The sequence below is a fragment of the Mycobacterium sp. NGS66 genome (assembly GCF_059812225.1).
The window spans coordinates 902,184-917,844 of the sequence record NZ_JCALCG010000001.1 but is presented as its reverse complement, the minus strand read 5'-3'; the positions used below and the strand labels follow the sequence as shown (position 1 = coordinate 917,844).

Annotated in this window: 17 protein-coding genes and 1 pseudogene; 6 read left to right on the top strand and 12 right to left on the bottom strand. The window is 65.4% G+C overall.

What is annotated here, in order from left to right; translation table 11 throughout:
* Positions 1-5: 5 nt before the first annotated feature.
* The 3 genes from AC5Y2L_RS04445 to AC5Y2L_RS04435 all read right to left on the bottom strand — a co-directional run bounded on the left by AC5Y2L_RS04445 (position 6) and on the right by AC5Y2L_RS04435 (position 1,883).
* Complete coding sequence (locus tag AC5Y2L_RS04445) at positions 6-173, bottom strand: hypothetical protein (protein WP_499936515.1); 168 nt, start codon at positions 171-173, stop codon at positions 6-8.
* 68 nt (positions 174-241) lie between these two features.
* Positions 242-1,453 (bottom strand): thiolase family protein, encoded by a 1,212-nt coding sequence (locus tag AC5Y2L_RS04440; RefSeq protein ID WP_499936514.1) that lies wholly within the window; start codon positions 1,451-1,453, stop codon positions 242-244.
* Between the two features lie 31 nt (positions 1,454-1,484).
* Entirely contained in the window at positions 1,485-1,883 is a 399-nt protein-coding gene (locus AC5Y2L_RS04435) for a Zn-ribbon domain-containing OB-fold protein (RefSeq protein ID WP_499936513.1), read from the bottom strand.
* Positions 1,884-2,030: 147 nt separating this feature from the next.
* Here AC5Y2L_RS04435 and AC5Y2L_RS04430 point away from each other — a divergent pair, with 147 nt between their 5' ends.
* Positions 2,031-2,747 (top strand): NUDIX hydrolase, encoded by a 717-nt coding sequence (locus tag AC5Y2L_RS04430; protein ID WP_499936511.1) that lies wholly within the window; start codon positions 2,031-2,033, stop codon positions 2,745-2,747.
* Between the two features lie 16 nt (positions 2,748-2,763).
* Here the strand turns inward: AC5Y2L_RS04430 and AC5Y2L_RS04425 are convergent, their stop codons facing one another.
* The 3 genes from AC5Y2L_RS04425 to AC5Y2L_RS04415 all read right to left on the bottom strand — a co-directional run bounded on the left by AC5Y2L_RS04425 (position 2,764) and on the right by AC5Y2L_RS04415 (position 4,836).
* A complete protein-coding gene (locus AC5Y2L_RS04425) occupies positions 2,764-3,192 on the bottom strand; it encodes a hypothetical protein (RefSeq protein ID WP_499936510.1) in 429 nt (142 codons plus the stop codon).
* Between the two features lie 16 nt (positions 3,193-3,208).
* The gene (locus AC5Y2L_RS04420; protein WP_499936508.1) at positions 3,209-4,108 is read right to left on the bottom strand and encodes an SCO6745 family protein; all 900 of its coding nucleotides are present in this window, start codon (positions 4,106-4,108) and stop codon (positions 3,209-3,211) included.
* A 152-nt stretch (positions 4,109-4,260) separates the two neighbouring features.
* Complete coding sequence (locus AC5Y2L_RS04415; RefSeq protein ID WP_499936507.1) at positions 4,261-4,836, bottom strand: hemerythrin domain-containing protein; 576 nt, start codon at positions 4,834-4,836, stop codon at positions 4,261-4,263.
* A 244-nt stretch (positions 4,837-5,080) separates the two neighbouring features.
* Between AC5Y2L_RS04415 and AC5Y2L_RS04410 the strand changes: the two genes are divergently transcribed.
* From AC5Y2L_RS04410 to AC5Y2L_RS04400, 3 genes are all read left to right on the top strand, one after another.
* Positions 5,081-6,511, top strand: a complete 1,431-nt coding sequence (locus AC5Y2L_RS04410) for an FAD-dependent monooxygenase (protein ID WP_499936567.1) — start codon at positions 5,081-5,083, stop codon at positions 6,509-6,511.
* 391 nt (positions 6,512-6,902) lie between these two features.
* Positions 6,903-7,202: a PE family protein gene (locus AC5Y2L_RS04405; RefSeq protein WP_499936505.1), complete on the top strand. Its 300-nt coding sequence runs from the start codon at positions 6,903-6,905 to the stop codon at positions 7,200-7,202.
* An 11-nt stretch (positions 7,203-7,213) separates the two neighbouring features.
* Positions 7,214-8,434: a PPE family protein gene (locus AC5Y2L_RS04400; protein ID WP_499936504.1), complete on the top strand. Its 1,221-nt coding sequence runs from the start codon at positions 7,214-7,216 to the stop codon at positions 8,432-8,434.
* An 86-nt stretch (positions 8,435-8,520) separates the two neighbouring features.
* Here the strand turns inward: AC5Y2L_RS04400 and AC5Y2L_RS04395 are convergent.
* The 3 genes and pseudogenes from AC5Y2L_RS04395 to AC5Y2L_RS04385 form a co-directional block, all read right to left on the bottom strand.
* A pseudogene (locus AC5Y2L_RS04395) lies at positions 8,521-8,841 on the bottom strand (FAD-dependent oxidoreductase); the annotation flags it as partial.
* 13 nt (positions 8,842-8,854) lie between these two features.
* Positions 8,855-10,072 (bottom strand): GNAT family N-acetyltransferase, encoded by a 1,218-nt coding sequence (locus AC5Y2L_RS04390; protein WP_499936503.1) that lies wholly within the window; start codon positions 10,070-10,072, stop codon positions 8,855-8,857.
* Positions 10,073-10,383: 311 nt separating this feature from the next.
* Entirely contained in the window at positions 10,384-10,950 is a 567-nt protein-coding gene (locus AC5Y2L_RS04385) for a PadR family transcriptional regulator (protein WP_499936501.1), read from the bottom strand.
* Between the two features lie 87 nt (positions 10,951-11,037).
* On the opposite strand from AC5Y2L_RS04385, the gene AC5Y2L_RS04380 reads away from it, so the two are divergent.
* Both AC5Y2L_RS04380 and AC5Y2L_RS04375 read left to right on the top strand, forming a co-directional pair.
* A complete protein-coding gene (locus AC5Y2L_RS04380) occupies positions 11,038-11,451 on the top strand; it encodes a nuclear transport factor 2 family protein (RefSeq protein WP_499936500.1) in 414 nt (137 codons plus the stop codon).
* Between the two features lie 2 nt (positions 11,452-11,453).
* On the top strand, positions 11,454-12,494 hold the full coding sequence (locus tag AC5Y2L_RS04375) for an LLM class F420-dependent oxidoreductase (protein WP_499936498.1): 1,041 nt from the start codon (positions 11,454-11,456) through the stop codon (positions 12,492-12,494).
* Between the two features lie 247 nt (positions 12,495-12,741).
* Here the strand turns inward: AC5Y2L_RS04375 and AC5Y2L_RS04370 are convergent, their stop codons facing one another.
* Genes AC5Y2L_RS04370 through AC5Y2L_RS04360 form a run of 3 tightly spaced genes read right to left on the bottom strand, consistent with a single transcriptional unit; the run spans position 12,742 to position 15,660 of the window.
* Positions 12,742-13,992 (bottom strand): sulfotransferase family protein, encoded by a 1,251-nt coding sequence (locus AC5Y2L_RS04370; protein WP_499936496.1) that lies wholly within the window; start codon positions 13,990-13,992, stop codon positions 12,742-12,744.
* Positions 13,989-15,056, bottom strand: a complete 1,068-nt coding sequence (locus AC5Y2L_RS04365) for a DUF1214 domain-containing protein (RefSeq protein WP_499936494.1) — start codon at positions 15,054-15,056, stop codon at positions 13,989-13,991. Before AC5Y2L_RS04365 ends, AC5Y2L_RS04370 begins: the two co-directional genes overlap by 4 nt.
* A gap of 7 nt (positions 15,057-15,063) precedes the next feature.
* Complete coding sequence (locus AC5Y2L_RS04360) at positions 15,064-15,660, bottom strand: TetR/AcrR family transcriptional regulator (RefSeq protein WP_499936492.1); 597 nt, start codon at positions 15,658-15,660, stop codon at positions 15,064-15,066.
* Position 15,661 lies beyond the last annotated feature (1 nt).

The following is a 15,661-nucleotide window of genomic DNA, read 5'->3' as shown; positions in this document are numbered from 1 at the left end:
TGACGCTACCGCGTGCTCTCGTCGGGGAGCTGACGCCGAGACTGGTGCAAACCCGGCGCGTCGGGATCATCGTCCTGGTGCTCCAGCCGCTCTTCCTCGTCACGCTGCGCTTCGGTCGCCTTCCGGGCGTCCTTCGGCAGCGGCGTCGAACCGGCATTGCTTGGCTGATCCACGCGAGACCTCCCCGGGGTTGCAGACGCTTTGGATCAGGATCTCCCGAATCGCCCGCCGCGAAACCGTGCTAGGCCGCTGACTTCTCCAGGATGTGCACGCCGCACGCCGAGCCCAGGCCGATGACGTGGGCCAGCCCGACTTTGGCATTGTCGATCTGACGATCGCCGGCTTCTCCGCGCAGATGGTGGCAGATTTCCCAGATGTTGGCGATCCCGGTCGCCGCGATGGGATGTCCCTTGGATTGCAGCCCGCCCGACACGTTCACCGGCGTCGACCCGTCGCGCCAGGTCGCGCCGGAGTTGAAGAACTCGGCGGCGCCGCCTTCCTCACACAGCATCAGATTGTCGTAGTGCACCAGCTCGGCCGTGGCGAAGCAGTCGTGCAGCTCGACCAGGTCCAGATCGCTCGGTCCGATGCCGGCCTGCTCGTACGCGGTCTTGGCCGCGTTGCGGGTCAGCGTGTTGACGTTCGGCAGCACTTGACATCCCGCCTCGTATGGGTCGGTGGTCAACACCGAAGCCGATACCTTGACCGCACGCCGACGCTGCTCGAGCGACAGCGATTTCAACGTCTCGCCATTGCACACAATGGCGGCGGCGGCACCGTCACAGTTGGCCGAACACATCGGCCGGGTGTTCGGGTAGGCGATCATGACGTCGTTCATGATCTGGTCGAGGGTGAACCGCTTCTGATAGGCGGCAAGCGGATTCAGCGTGGAGTGGGCGTGGTTCTTCTCGCTGATCTTGGCGAACAGTTCGAAGCTGGTGCCGCCGTACTTGTGGCCGTACTCGGTGCCGATCTGGGCGAACACGCCGGGCATGGACTCGGTGCCGATCCGGCCGTCGACGGGCGCGACCGCACCATAGCGTCCCTTCGGCGCCCAGACGTCGGCGTCGGCCTTCGCCCGTCCGCCCGCCCCGAGCAGCCCCGCACCGGACAGCTTTTCCACGCCGACGGCCATGCCGTAGTCCACCTCGCCGGCCTTGACGGCCATGATCGCCGTGCGCAGCGCGGTGGCCCCGGTCGCGCACGCGTTGGCCACGTTGTACACCGGGATGCCCGTCTGCCCGATTTGCTTCTGAAGCTGTTGCCCGAGACCGGCATTCGCATTCATCAGGTTGCCGGCGGCCAGCACCCCGATGTCGGCCATCGTCAGCCCGGCATCGGCGAGCGCGCCGGTGGCGGCCTCGGCGGCCAGGTCGACGGTGTCACGGTCGGGATGCTTGCCGAACTTGGTCATCCGGATACCCAGGATCCAAATCTCGTCGCTAGCGCTCATCGTCGGTGCTCCTTAACCGGTCGGTGCTGCATCAGGGGACGGGCTCGAAACCGAAACCGATCGCCTCGGTGCCCGCCGAGTCGGTGCCGATCGGGTAGGTGGCCAGCCGCACTTTCATCCCGTCGCGCACATGCTCGGGATCGGGTGGGACGTTGATCAGGTTGGCGCGGACCGGGGTGCCGTCGCAGTCGACCACCGATGCCACGAAGGGGACGGGTATTCCAGGCGCCGCGAACGTGACGATTGTAAACGTGCGCACCGTGCCCTCGGTCGCGATCGGCACGGTCTTGAACTCGGTAGCAAAACACGCCGCGCACGCATTGCGGCGGTCGAAGAACCGCGCCCCGCAATTCGTACATTCCTGTGCGATCAGATGCGGTTCGCCATCGTCGAGCACCAGGTAATCGACCAACGGGATCTGCCCAGCCATAGAAACCTCCGTCACGTATCCATTGACGGTAGCGAGAGCCATCGACCGGGCACATCGGCGGGTCGCCTACATCGACGTCGCCGCTCGGATATGGCGCCGAGTGGGGTAGCGCCCGCGGGAGTAAGCGCACCTGCATATGGTCGATGGGTGCCGATCACCTACGACAATGCGCTGCGCGAGCAGATTCGTGACCGTTTGGCGAGCCACGATCGCCGCACCGTTACCGATCCGACGAAGCGGCATGCGGCCGTCGCGGTCGTGTTGGTCGACTCCGAGGTCGGCGAGGACAGGGTAGATCCGGCGCCGGTCGACGAATGGATCGACGGGCGGCCAATCCCGGAAAGCCTGGACGGTCGCATGGTCGACGTGTCCGGCGGTGCCGCTTTCCTCCTGTGCCGCAGAGCATCTCGCCTCACGTCGCATGCCGCGCAATGGGCGCTGCCGGGTGGGCGGGTGGACTCGGGTGAAACCGTGGTCGACGCCGCGCTGCGGGAGCTGGACGAGGAGGTTGCCATCCGCCTGTCCGATGCGGCCGTGCTCGGGCTGCTCGACGACTATCCGACCCGGTCCGGCTATGTCATCACCCCGGTGGTGCTGTGGGGTGGCGGACGACTTAATCCGCAACCCGCGCCCGACGAGGTAGTGGCTGTCTATCGGGTGGGCCTGCACCAACTGCAGCGACCGGATTCACCGCGGTTCATCGCCATCCCGGAGAGCTCGCGACCGGTGGTGCAAATCCCGTTGGGCAACGACTTGATTCACGCGCCGACGGGCGCAGTGCTGCTGCAGCTGCGGTGGTTGTGCCTCGAAGGGCGGCATGACCCGGTCGACGAGCTCGAGCAGCCGGTTTTCGCGTGGCAGTAGGCGGGTGGTTGCCCGCTCACGCGGCGGGCTGAGCGCGAATGTTCCTGGCGCCCTTGGCGTTACGCAATCCTGAGCAGTTCACGCAGCCGATGCAGCCCACGCAGTCGGTGCAGCGCACGCAGCCGATGCAGCCCACGCAGCGGGTGCAGCCGACGCATGCCAGGCATGCCGCACATTCCCGGACGGCCACACATAGCGCGGTCAATGCGCTGGCGATCACCCCGACGCTGCCTGCGGTGGCCGCCGAGCCGGCGACGGCAACGCTGCCCGCGGTCGCAAGCGAGCCGGCCACCGCCGCACTGGCCGCTGTCGACACCGACCCGGCAACCGCGACGCTCTTCGCCGTCGCGACCGAACCGGCAACGGCCAGACTGTCCAGGGTGGCTATCGAGCCGGCAACGGGCTCACGGTCGAGCGCAGCTACCGAATCCCAGTGCACTGTCATGGGCTCATCCTCCCAGTCATGCCGTAGCTTCGACCAAATGTGCACTGTCGTCCTGCAATTCGTGACGGCGCACAGCCATCGGGGTGACATCGGGTACGTCCCCGCCGGCGACCACGGCACGGGTGATCGGAGTCAAAGCCTGGAACAAGGCTTCCACTTCGTCGTCGCTGAGCGCGTCCAACGCCGATAAGGCGAGCAAGTCGGTTTTTGCTTCGATGTCGTCCTTCAACGCGTGGCCCGCCGGTGTCAGGGCGCCGTCGTCAGTGAGCAGGCCGCGTTCGATCAGCCGCTGCTCGTGGTGACGCCAGGCTGCCTCGTCGTAATCACGGGTGCGGGCGATGTAGTCGCGCGGCACGCGGCCCGCCGCCGCATGCAACACGTTGGATTCCCGACCGGAAACACCCGTAGCGGTCAGTACCGCAACGTGCCCGTCGCCCCGCTGCTCGCGCAGCAACGTCGTGGCGTGCCACAACGCAGCCAGGGGATCATCCGGCCAAGGCAGCGCCAGATTCGCGGCGAACAGCGGTCTTCCGTCCAGCGGCGCGCCGAGCGCTGCCTTCCCGGCCAATTCCGCTGCCACACGGACGTTTTCGTCAGCTTCAAGACCGTAGCGACGCAGTGCCGCAACGGCTCCATCCCGACGGGCGCGCAACGCCTCGTCCGGGGCCGCGATCTGCCACGCCGCTGGCAGGGCCTTCGCGACCCGTTCGGGCGCGAAGTTGTAGAAGATCGCCGTCACCACCTCGGTTGGCGCCCGACCCAACGGCGCAGACCGGGCCGCGAAATAGCCCATCCAGAACCCGCGATACCCCAGCTCGTCGAATGCGGCCCGCGCCTCCGGCGCGAAGTAGGTCACCGCATGCACGGGCTCGAATCGATCGAAGAAGCGGCGCGCCAGCCCTTGTTCCCTGCCCACCGTCGCAGTTAACCACGCGACGAACGGCGAGACGCTTTGGGAGAGCGAGAGTCTGCTGATAGCGTCGGCGGTATCGCATTGCAAAACGCAACATAGCCTGCTTTTTGGTAGCGGAGTGGCTGGTGTGATGAGGCTGCCCACGCAACCGCAGATCACTTTCCCTTGAGGCTGCCGATGCGAAGCGAAAAATCGGTGCGCTCTCGATGCTGGGCACCCTCGACCTGCTCCACGTACCGTTCGGGATCTCGGTCGGTGATCGGCAGCCCTTCCGCGGTGGGATGCTGAGCCGTGAGCGCGCTGTATTGGCGCCCGAGCGCTTCGCGCAGACCGATTGGGGCATGCCGGCGGAAGTCTGACAATCCTTCGCGTTCTTCCTCGGCCATGTGCTCGTCGTTGGCCAGCCGGGTGCGGCCGACCGCCGCCCACCACTGCTCGCTACCGATCGGGCTGGCGTTGGCGGCGCGAACCCCGTCGCGAATGTCGTTGTGATCGCCGATGGCGTCGAGCGTCTCCCCTTCGGGGTCGTTGGCGCCTCGCTTCAGCAGCTGCGGGTAGAAAATGGTTTCCTCGATGTACGCATGTACGTCGAGCTTGTCGGCCAGTGGACGCCAGACCCGCTCGAGTGCGGCGCGGTCCACGGGTGTCTGCGACTGCAGATAGTCCAGCCTGGCGAACTGTTCCCGGAACCATTCATGTTCAGCGAGGATCAACATGGTGATGTCAGCCATCCCGACTCCTAGCCTTCGCTGCGTGTAGCGGCATTTGCCCATTCTGCAACGAACGCCTCGTAACGGCGTGGGGATAACGGGTAAGGAGAAGATTTGCCTCTCACTTTCAACCTATAGCGCACCCGGGGGCTTGCCGCAAGACCGGGGGTATGCCGCAAAATCGCTCGGCGGAAACCTAATTCACACCGATGGGGGTGGCGCGGTGCATGCGGTGGTTGTCGCCGGCGGAGGTCCGACCGGCCTGATGCTGGCAGGTGAGCTGGCCTTGGCGGGAGTTGACGTCGCTGTCGTCGAGCGCCGGGCCGACCAGGAATTGATCGGCTCGCGCGCGGGCGGCCTGCATTCGCGCACCATCGAAATCCTCGACCAACGCGGAATCGCTGACCGATTCCTGTCCGAGGGTAAGGTGGCGCAGGTCGCCGGATTCGCCCAAATTCGCTTGGATATCAGCGATTTTCCCACCCGGCATCCCTACGGGCTCGCGTTGTGGCAAGAACACATCGAGCGCATTCTGGCGGACTGGGTAGCGGAGCTGGAAGTGCCGATCTATCACGGATGTCAGGTGACCGGTGTTGCCCAAGACGCCACCGGCGTCGACGTCACGTTGGCCAACGGCCGGTTGCTGCGCGCGGAATATCTGGTTGGCTGCGATGGAGGACGCAGCCTGGTCCGTAAAGCAGCCGGCATCGAGTTTCCGGGTTGGGATCCGACGACGAGCTATCTGCTCGCCGAAGTCCAGATGGACTTCGATACCGACGAACCGCCGGAATGGGGCATTCGCCGCGACGCCCTCGGCGTGCATTCGATGAGCCTCGTGGAGGACAGCGACTCGGTGCGGCTCATGGTGACCGAGCTGCACCCGCGAACCGGCGGCGAGCCCACCCTGGCCGAGCTCAGCGAGGCGCTGACCACCGTCTACGGCAAGGATTACGGGATCCACAGGCCCGCTTGGATTTCCAGGTTCACCGATGCAGCGCGACAGGCCGCGTCCTATCGCGACAGAAGGATCCTGCTTGCCGGCGACGCCGCCCATGTGCACCACCCGGTAGGTGGACAGGGCCTCAACACCGGTGTGCAGGACGCGGTGAACCTGGGATGGAAACTGGCCCAGGTGGTCAAACGGATATCGCCCGACAGCCTGTTGGACAGCTACCATGCCGAACGACACCCGGTGGCCGCGCGGGTGCTGCGTAACGCTATGGCGCAGATGGCGCTGCTGGGCGCCGATGATCGTACGCACGCGATGCGCGACGTGGTTGCCGAGCTGCTCGGCATGGACGAGCCGCGCAAGCACGTCGCGGCGATGATGTCCGGTCTGGGCATTCGTTACGACCTCGGCGAGGGACACCCGCTGCTCGGTCGCCGCATGCCCGATGTCGACCTGGTCACCCGCGACGGCCCGACGCGGGTCTACCCGCTGCTGCGCGACGCCAAGCCGGTGTTACTCAACTTCGGTGACCCCGGCGGCCTCGACATAGGGGCCTGGGCCGCGCGTGTTCGCTTGTTCGACGTGAAACTTGTTGAGCCTCTTGAGATTCCGGTAGTTGGCGTGGTCGCCGCCCCCGCCGCCGTGCTGATCCGGCCCGACGGATATGTGGCCTGGACGGGAGACGACCGTGGCCACGGGTTGGTCGACGCGCTTGCCACGTGGTTCGGACCGCCGGCGGCGGCCTGAACGCCAGCCGCAACATATGTGTGTCATATATGAGATGAACTCGCGCGAAACCTGCGGGTTCACGCGGTACGCTCCGAGATGAGATCGCTTGTGGCAGTGCATGTTTAGGTATTCGCAGCCTCCATTGGGGATCAGTCGGGCGGCGGATGTCAAGGCCGCTACGCCCCGCGGCAACGATGCAACACTCATATCAAATTCCAAACATATTAATTCACAACATCTTTGACGGCCGACCCGTACAACGCAGCAAAATGAACAGTTATCGACAACGCAGTGAATTAGGGCGCGGGAGGTTGTCATGCCCGCACTTGCCTGACCTACCCTCGCAGGTGGTTGGAGTGACAGCGCGGTCACTGAAAGCCGTTGATGAAGAGTGTTTTTGAGGAGCAACATGTCGATGGTCATCGCAGAGCCGCAGATGCTCGCCCTGGTCGCTGCGGAAATGCAGGCTCTCAACGCATCGGTCGGGGCCGAAAACGCGGCCGCCGCAGCCCCCACGACCGGAGTAGTTCCGGCTGCTGCCGACGTGGTGTCGATTCTCACCGCTGCGCAGTTCGCTTCGCACGCGCGGCTTTACCAAGAGATCAGCGCCCAGGCCGCGACGGTCCGCGAGCAATTGGCGACCACCCTTGGCATCAGTGCCGGTTCCTATGCGGCCACCGAGGCCGCGAACGCGACCGCGGTGGCTTAGGTAGGCCAATCATGGTCGACTTCGGGCTATTGCCGCCGGAGATCAACTCCGCGCTGATGTACTCGGGTCCGGGCTCAGGCCCGATGCTGGCCGCCGCGGCGGCTTGGAAGGCGTTGGCCAGCGAGTTGCACACCACAGCGTCCTCCTACGCGTCGCTGATCAATGGCTTGACCGACGGGCCGTGGCAGGGTCCATCCGCGGCATCCATGGCCGCAGCGACCTTTCCACAGCTGGCGTGGCTCTCCGGCACCGCCGGGCAGGCTGATGAGGTCGCCGGCCAGGCCGCGGCGGCGGCGGGCGCCTATGAGGCGGCGTTCGCCCAAACCGTTCCACCGCCGGAGATCGCGGCCAACCGCGCCTTGTTGATGGCATTGCTTGCGACGAACTTCCTGGGTCAAAACACCGCGGCAATCGCGGCCACCGAGGCTCAATACGCCGAAATGTGGGCTCAGGACGCGGCCGCGATGTACGGATACGCCGGGACATCGGCGACGGCGTCGACGTTGACGCCGTTCAGCCCGACAGCGCAGGCTACCAACCCAGCCGGGTTGGCCGGCCAGGCCGCTGCCGTCGGCCAAGCTGTCGCAACGAGCACGGGTCTCAATGCCGATAGCCTGAAAGCGATTCCGGCCGCGCTACAGAGTCTGGCCGGCATGACGAGTACGCCGCCCGGAACGACCGGTAGCACTGCTGCGCTGAACCCGCTCGGCTTGAGCCTTACCTCCAGCGGCAGCGGGATCGTCGTGGATGGTGTGTTGGGCGATCTACTGAGGGGGCTGACCGGATCGTCGACATTGAGCGCAAGCACCCCGTTCGACGCGTTCATCAGATTGATCTCGCCGGTACGCCTTTTCACGACCTCGTTCAAAGACATCCAAGGCCTCAGCCAGGCCCTGCTGCCGCAGGCGGCGAAGGCGGCAGCGGAGGCTGCCCCGGCGATCGCGGCCGCGCCGAATGCCGTCCCGAACGTCATGGGCAATGCCGCGGCAGGAGTCGGCAGGGCGATTTCGGTTGGCGGACTGTCTGTTCCGTCAGCGTGGGCCGGCGCCGCGCCGCCGCCGACCACACCTCTGGTGACGCTCAACGGCCTCCCCGCGGCCGGCGAACCCGCCAGCAACGCGATCAACGGGATGCCGTTGCTGGGTGGCGGACGTGGGGCACCGGTGCCGTTCGCCGCTCCCAAATACGGGTTCAAGCCGACCGTTGTCGCACAGCCGCCGGCCGGAGGATGAGCCGACGTGTCAGCTCAGTATCAGATCCTCAGGCACATCGTCGTCTAGCACGGCCTGCGCCAGCAGCTCACCGAGCCGGTCGCGGACCGGTCGACTCGCAAGAACTCGGCACCCGCGTCGGCCATCGCCGCCGCGACGTCGTCGCTGGGGCCGGCGGCGATAAATCCTTCGGAGCCAAGCAGTCTGCGTCCGCCGAACTCTGATTCCCAACGCTGCCAGCCGCTGTGTGCCCGCAGCGCAAGCCGGCAGAGCGGCGGACGCCGATGTGCGATACGGAAGATCCTTGCCAATCCCTTGGATTGCTCGGCAAACGGCTCACCGCGCTCGAAGACAACCACCTGCTCTCCGCGGCGGGACAGCTCATAGGCGGCGGCAAGCCCGCATATCCCTGCACCGACAATGCCGATCTCGCGTCGGCCCCTAGAAGAAGAAGCCGGCGTACGGCGCCTCAGGCACGGCGAACAGCCGATCAGCCGTCGCGAGCGCCGCGGGATCCGCAGCTTCCACCAATCCGGCAATCGCGAGACTGCGCCAGGTCGCACCGCCGAGCAGCACGGTGCCAAGCCCCGCTACGCCGACCCGTACCTGGGCGGGCCGGTTGGTGGGCTCGGGCCCATCGCCGGTAACGGTGAAGGTGGCCGAATTGCTCTGTAGCAAAGTGTCATTCACCTCGACGGTGACGGAACCAGCATCGGCATATCCGCGCGCACCCAGCGCTTGCTGGACGTCGACGATCCGCAGCCACGTTTCGTCGTAGACCGCGCGGACTTTCACCGCCCGCCGATCCACTAGCAGCAACGGCAGCGGATCGTCGAGTGGGAGCATCCAGAACATCACGCGGTCAACGAGATCCAGCCCGAACAGAAAACGCAACAGCCCGAGGTAGGCATCGGTAGTCGGCGCGAAGAAGTCTTCGACGACGATGGTGCGCTGCTCACTGATGAACCACTGCTCGGTGTCGACGGGCCGGTACCGGGCGAAACCCGACTCGACGCCCGGCTCACCGTGCACGGCGATATACGAAGGCTGAGTAGATGATTCGCTTCGCAGCCGCAGGCCCTCCCACCACAGCGGCGTGCGGTCGACGGTTCCGGGCCGCGTCGGCCGATTGTCGGCATAGATCTTCGGCAGTATGTCCCACGCGTCGTTCGGGTTCAGCAGCCGCACCGGCCCACCGGAGCCGACCCCTGGACGAAGGGCAGCCCGTGCCGTCTGTACCTCGACGCTTTGGCATGAACTCGCCACTCCATAGCCGTAGCGCTCGTAGATCGTCGCCTCGGAGGCCCGCAGTGTTGCGACCACCTCACCGCGCGCGGCGATGTCGCGCAGCTGATGACGCACCAGCTCGGTGGCAATACCTTTTCGGGTGAACGACGGCAGTACCCCGATGTGGGTCACGGCGGCGTGGTTGACGACGGTTCCGCCGGGCAGTGTCAGTCCGCACGAGACGGCATCGGCGGTGCCGACGAACTGGCCATCGACGAATGCCCCGAGGGTACGGCCGGGTTCGAGCAACTTGCTGATCTGGCCGGGCGGCAGGTTCGACAACGGCGGGAAGCCGACCATGGCGGTGCGGAACAAGTTGGCCGCGGCGATCAGGTCGTCCTCGCCGTCGAGCACACGGATGTCGGCGTTCATCTGGCCATCATGTCTCGCAGCTATGGCGGCGGTGCGAGCGGCCTTGCTGTGGCGCTGACCCGGTTGGTCCGCGTGTTGGTCGTGAGCCCCATTTCCCAGTAAATTTCCGGTGTATGTCTGTTGCCCGCCTCGGAGCGACAACGGTTGCGCGGCAAGCCAATTTGTCGCTCAGAGGTGGGCAAACAGACACAAGTCTCTCCTCCGACGACAGGAGTGACCGGTGTGGCGAATGGTGCACCGAGCTATCGGAGAAGCCGAGCATTCAACGGAAAGCGGGATCGGCAGCTCCATGTTTCGCCTAAGCCGGCGTGCTATCGACGCGCCGCCGCCAAACGGCGTTCGATCACCGACAGAGCGTGCTCGGCCCATCGAATGTTCTCTTGCTCGAACGAGATTCCACGCAGCAAGGTCAAATAGGGCCCGACACGTTCGGCGTCGACAAGATAATCCTGCTCGGTACGGCCGGCGAGGATCCGCGCCCGCAAGCGCTCGTAGCGTTCCAGTTTGCCTGTGGCCCAGCGCAATCGCTCGGCAATGAAGTCCCGCACGGCATGCGTGTCACCGGCGTCGGATGCCTGCACCTTGACCAGCAGCTCATCGCGGATCACCGGGGGTTTCGGCGCTCGGGCGGTGAAGTGGCGGATCGCCTCGCGGCCGGACTCCGTCAACGAATACATCCGCTTGTTGGGCCGGCGTTCCTGGTGAACCACACGCGCCTCGATCAGTCCCTGCTCGGCCAGCCGCTCGAGTTCGCGATACAACTGCTGGGGGGTTGCCATCCAGAAGTTCGCCACCGAGGCGTCGAAGTCTTTGGCCAGGTCGTATCCGGAAGATTCGCCTTCGAGGAGTGCGGCCAAGACGGCATCCCGCAGCGACATAGCCGGATCATACAACAACCAGATTATTCAAAAAAGTGATTATTTCCGCATAGACATACGTCCCGAGAGCATTTACCGTCGATTCTCGTGAGCGCTAAACATCCCTTCCGTAAAGCAGTCGAAGACCGTGACGAGGCGGCGATCCAGGCGATGCTCGCCGACGACGTCGTCTTCACCAGCCCGATCGCATTCAAGCCGTACGTCGGCAAGCCGATAACCGCTGCGCTCCTGCGCGGCGTGCTGCGGGTCTTCGAGGACTTTCGCTACATCCGGGAAATCCATGACGGCAACAACCACGCCCTCGTGTTCGAGACCACAGTCGCAGGAAAGAAGATCACCGGCAGCGACTTCCTGCACTTCAACGGCGACGGTCTGATCGACGACTTCATGGTGATGGTGCGCCCACTGTCCGGTGCCACCGCGTTGTCGGAGGCGATGGGCGCACAGTTCGACCGCATCCAACGCGAAGCCCTCGAACTCGCCAACGCGGGACAGCGCTGACCATGCGGATCGGACTGGGCATCAACTACGCGGGCGGCTTCAAGGAGGTGGCCGCCGAAGTGGCCGACCTCGAACGCGCCGGCCTGGACATTGTCTTTGTCCCCGAGGCGTATTCGTTCGACGCGGTGAGCGCGCTGGGATACCTGGCGGCCAGCACCGAGCGGGTTGAGCTGGCCTCCGGCATCCTGCAGCTCTATACCCGTACCCCCACCCTGACGGCGATGACCGCCGCGGGCCTCGACTACGTCTCCGACGGCCGCTTCACCCTGGGCCTGGGCGCTTCGGGTCCGCAGGTGATCGAAGGATTTCACGGTGTGCCCTACGACGCCCCGATTGGTCGTACTCGCGAAGTCATCGAGATCTGCCGTCAGGTGTGGCGCCGGGAGACCCTGCAACACCGCGGCAAGCATTACACCATCCCCTTGCCCGCCGAGCAGGGTACGGGGTTGGGTAAACCGCTCAAGCTCATCAATCAGCCTGTGCGGGAACGTATCCCGATCTTGGTGGCCGCGCTGGGTCCCAAGAACGTCGAGCTCGCCGCCGAGCTCGCCGAAGGCTGGCAACCGATCTTCTATTTGCCGGAGAAGGCGCACGACGTGTGGGGCGCGGCGCTGGCCGCCGGCCAAGCCAAGCGTGATCCCTCGTTGGGTGAGCTCGAGGTCTATGCCGGTCCGGTACTGGCAATCGGCGAAAACGTCGAGCCGCTGCGCGAATTCGTCAAGCCGCACCTGGCGCTCTACATCGGTGGCATGGGTGCCAAGGGCAAGAACTTCTACCACACGCTGGCCACCCGATACGGCTACGGCCCGCAAGCCGACCGCATTCAAGAGCTTTATCTGGCCGGCGACAAGGACGGCGCCGCCAAGGTAGTGCCCGACGAACTGGTGCGCGACGTCAATCTGATCGGACCGCCCGGATTCGTCCGGGACCGGGTGGCGGCGTTCCGCGAGTCGGGGGTGACCACCCTGACCGTGGCACCCATGGCGGCCACACCGGCTGAGCGGGTCAAGCTAATAGAAGCCCTTCGAGGGCTGGTGGACTGAGGAAGGTGAACCCGGCGCGGAGGTGTGAAGCGTTGGCGCTGGGTGTGAAGTGTTGGCGTCGCGTGTGACGCTACGGCGGCAAAATCGTTCAGATCCCGCCCAGGCTTCACTCCGAAAGCCATTGGTTCACACCGAAAGCCGTGGCTTCACTCCGAAAGCTAACGGCCGATTCACTGAGACACCTGCGGCACTCGCCTGGCGCGGCGAAAATGCAGCGCGATCGAATATCGTGGTTCGGCGAGCGGTCTCATGCGGCGTCGTCGATGAATCGCCGGCGGTACGCGGCAAGTCGGGTGGCGATCTCGTCACGATCCAGCCCCAGGTCCTCGGCGTTATAGAGCACTCCGCCGTAGCGGCCACGGGGGTGCTCGGCGCGGAATTCGGCCATGGCCTTGCGCACCGAGTCGTCGAACGGCTGGCCGGCGAGCTGGTAGATCCGCGCGATGGTGCCTTCCTCGTCGGCCATGAAGTCGGTGAACCGGACGTCGATCGACTGATCGGGCGGCAACACGTCGCGGTCGCGCAGGCACGCGTTCAACAGGTCCTCGGCTCGGTCGAACCAATAGCGTGCGATCTTCACCGGGTCCGGCCGCGCCATCGCCATCCGCGACGAATAGCAGATCATGGTCGCCATCGACAACGTCACCTCCACCGGATCGCGGTGTGTGAGAACGAATGTCGCGTCGGGGAAGGTGGCCAGCAGAGTCGGGAACTGCTCCAGGTGCTGCGGCGACTTGAGCACCCAACGGGTCCCACCGCGTAACCATTGCATCGCTTGCAGCATGCGCTTGAGGTAGGCATAGCTCGGCCCTTGGTCATGTGCCTTGTAATGGGCGGCGAAACTCGGTATGTGATAGACGGTTTCGAGCAGCATGCCCGAGATGTCGTTGGCAAACAGCTGAATCTCTTCGTGCGCATGCTCGACCGTCATGTCATGCATGCGCTTGAACTCCGGCATCGACATGTTGGTCAGTTCCAGTGCCGTCGCGCACCGGTCCCGGCGCGGCTGCTCGTCGTCAGCCTCGTCGGGCGACGGGAACGGTTCCAGGCTCTCCCAGTAGGGCAGATGCCGCAGCGACGGGTCGGCGGCCAGCATGTTGTGCAGGTGCGTGGTGCCGGTGCGTGGCAGTCCGCAGATGATGATCGGTCGTTCGACCGGGAGGTTCTCGATCTCCGGGTGTTCGGCGATCAGCGCCTCCAGCCGCAGCCGATTGACCAGGTTCTGCACCACCTGCTCATAGGCCACTGCGACGCCGGTGTCGGACAACCCCGCCTCGTCGCGCAGCGCGGTGCACAACACGTCAAGCCGTTCCCGAAATGCCGGATCGCCCCAGTTGTTCAGGCCGGTACGTTGTTCGGCCGCGGCAAGGATCTCCTCGGGTTGCAGCCGCAGGGTCGCGCCGTATGCCGCCAGGCCGTCCCGGATCGGTTGCGCCGCAGCCGGATAGACGGGATCGGCCAGATCCGCCAGCCTGATCGGGGCGGGGCGATCGATCATGACCTGACGTCCGCCAGGTCGACGACCCGGCAGGTGGGCCGCGCCGGTGTGTCTTCGGGCAGGAACCAGCGCAACCAGATCAGTCCGCGGGCCCGCCCTGCGGTGGACACCCAGTTGGGGTGCCCCGGGTCCTTGTCGCTGACCACAATTCGCCACGACCCGTCTGACTCGTACTCCACATGCGCCCCGTTGATCGTGACGCGTTCGTACGTGTAGTCGTAGGTGTGCAGGAAGGGGTTCCACAGACACAGGTTCCAGAACACGCATTCCGGCGACGTGCCGTCGATCACCAGGGCCTGCTCCGGCTTCAGGTCGTAGGCACCCATGGCGTAGGCGGCGTCGGCCGCCGACCAACCGTAGGCGTGCTGCGGAACCGGGAAGGGCTCGGCAATCTGGTTGGCCGGCTGGACTCGGGTCGGCAGGAACGACATCTGCTCGCGCAGCCAGGTGCGTGCGGCGCGGAACCGCCGAGCCAGGTCGTCGGGACTGTCCATCTTGCGCGCAGGCGGGTCGACCGCCTCGATCTTCCATTGTGTGCGGCGTCCGGTGGCCGGCTCGGTGAGATAGTCACGGGTCAGCGCGTGTACGGCGTCGGGGTCGAGTTTGAGCCAGGTTCCGGGATGCGGTTCGGGGCTGAGCGTGAACTCGAAGTTGCCGTCGTCGTCGAACTCGAGGTCGCGGTCGTTGATCGTGCCGACGATCCGGTTGCTGTAGCGGCCGTCGTCGGGTCCGCCGTAGACCGTCAGCGACAGGTAGACGGCGTCGCCGCGGTTTCCGGTCACCCGGTAGGTGCGGTTGGGGTCGACGGGAGCGACTTGATAGAAGGCATCCGAGTTGTCCCCTCCCCATTTCAGGTACGGGCCAATCACGTCGACCAGGATGGGGTTGTCTTTGTCGCCCCAGACGTAGGTGTCGACGGCGACGCGCAACACGCTGAACGCCAGGCGGTAGCCGTCGAGGACGTCGGGCTCATCCAACGGCGGGTCGGCGGCGAGTAGCTTCTGCTCGATGGCGCGTACCTCGTCCAGCAGGCCGTTAAAGGCTTCGGATAATTCGGTTGTCATCTATTTCTCACTCTCGTTTCCCTGCGCCTCGAATCACCAAGGCGCACAAGCGTTCCGCAAGGACGTCGACATCCTCGTGTTGCTGGACTTGCGCGGCATAGAAGGCGGTGCCGACGAGGACCTGGTACAGCATGTCGACGTCCACGTCGGGGCGCACCAGACCTTGGTCGACGCCGCTGCGCACCAGCGCCCCGAATTCGGTGAGCATGCGCTCGTCGAGCAGTTGCTGGGTGCGGATATGCAGTTCCCGGTCGCGGTGGCGTTCGGCGAGAATGCCGAGCGCGGCGGCCTCGACCACGGGTTCGCGCCAGAACCGCAGCACCCCGCGGACAAACACCAGAAGATCGGCTTCGAAGTTCTGAGAGTTTTCGACCAGCGCGGCATTCGGTGGCTGACCGAATGCCGCATCGAAAACCACGTGCGCCTTGGACGGCCAGCGACGGTAGACGGTAGGCCGGCTCACCCCTGCCTCGCGGGCGATCGCGTCGATGGTCACCTGGTCGTAGCCGTCGCGGGCAAGCAGCCGGCGGGTGGCGCCCATGATGTCGCGCTCCGTGCGGGGGTCGCGCGGACGACCGCGGCGGACCGAAGCGGGCGCAGGCATG

Excerpts from the sequence above, each read along its gene's own strand:
- AC5Y2L_RS04440 (WP_499936514.1), bottom strand. The coding sequence starts at position 1,453 with ATGAGCGCTAGCGACGAGATTTGGATCCTGGGTATCCGGATGACCAAG.
- AC5Y2L_RS04435 (WP_499936513.1), bottom strand. The coding sequence starts at position 1,883 with ATGGCTGGGCAGATCCCGTTGGTCGATTACCTGGTGCTCGACGATGGC.
- AC5Y2L_RS04425 (WP_499936510.1), bottom strand. The coding sequence starts at position 3,192 with ATGACAGTGCACTGGGATTCGGTAGCTGCGCTCGACCGTGAGCCCGTT.
- AC5Y2L_RS04415 (WP_499936507.1), bottom strand. The coding sequence starts at position 4,836 with ATGGCTGACATCACCATGTTGATCCTCGCTGAACATGAATGGTTCCGG.
- AC5Y2L_RS04410 (WP_499936567.1), top strand. The coding sequence starts at position 5,081 with ATGCTGGCAGGTGAGCTGGCCTTGGCGGGAGTTGACGTCGCTGTCGTC.
- AC5Y2L_RS04405 (WP_499936505.1), top strand. The coding sequence starts at position 6,903 with ATGTCGATGGTCATCGCAGAGCCGCAGATGCTCGCCCTGGTCGCTGCG.
- AC5Y2L_RS04400 (WP_499936504.1), top strand. The coding sequence starts at position 7,214 with ATGGTCGACTTCGGGCTATTGCCGCCGGAGATCAACTCCGCGCTGATG.
- AC5Y2L_RS04390 (WP_499936503.1), bottom strand. The coding sequence starts at position 10,072 with ATGAACGCCGACATCCGTGTGCTCGACGGCGAGGACGACCTGATCGCC.
- AC5Y2L_RS04385 (WP_499936501.1), bottom strand. The coding sequence starts at position 10,950 with ATGTCGCTGCGGGATGCCGTCTTGGCCGCACTCCTCGAAGGCGAATCT.
- AC5Y2L_RS04375 (WP_499936498.1), top strand. The coding sequence starts at position 11,454 with ATGCGGATCGGACTGGGCATCAACTACGCGGGCGGCTTCAAGGAGGTG.
- AC5Y2L_RS04370 (WP_499936496.1), bottom strand. The coding sequence starts at position 13,992 with ATGATCGATCGCCCCGCCCCGATCAGGCTGGCGGATCTGGCCGATCCC.
- AC5Y2L_RS04365 (WP_499936494.1), bottom strand. The coding sequence starts at position 15,056 with ATGACAACCGAATTATCCGAAGCCTTTAACGGCCTGCTGGACGAGGTA.
- AC5Y2L_RS04360 (WP_499936492.1), bottom strand. The coding sequence starts at position 15,660 with ATGCCTGCGCCCGCTTCGGTCCGCCGCGGTCGTCCGCGCGACCCCCGC.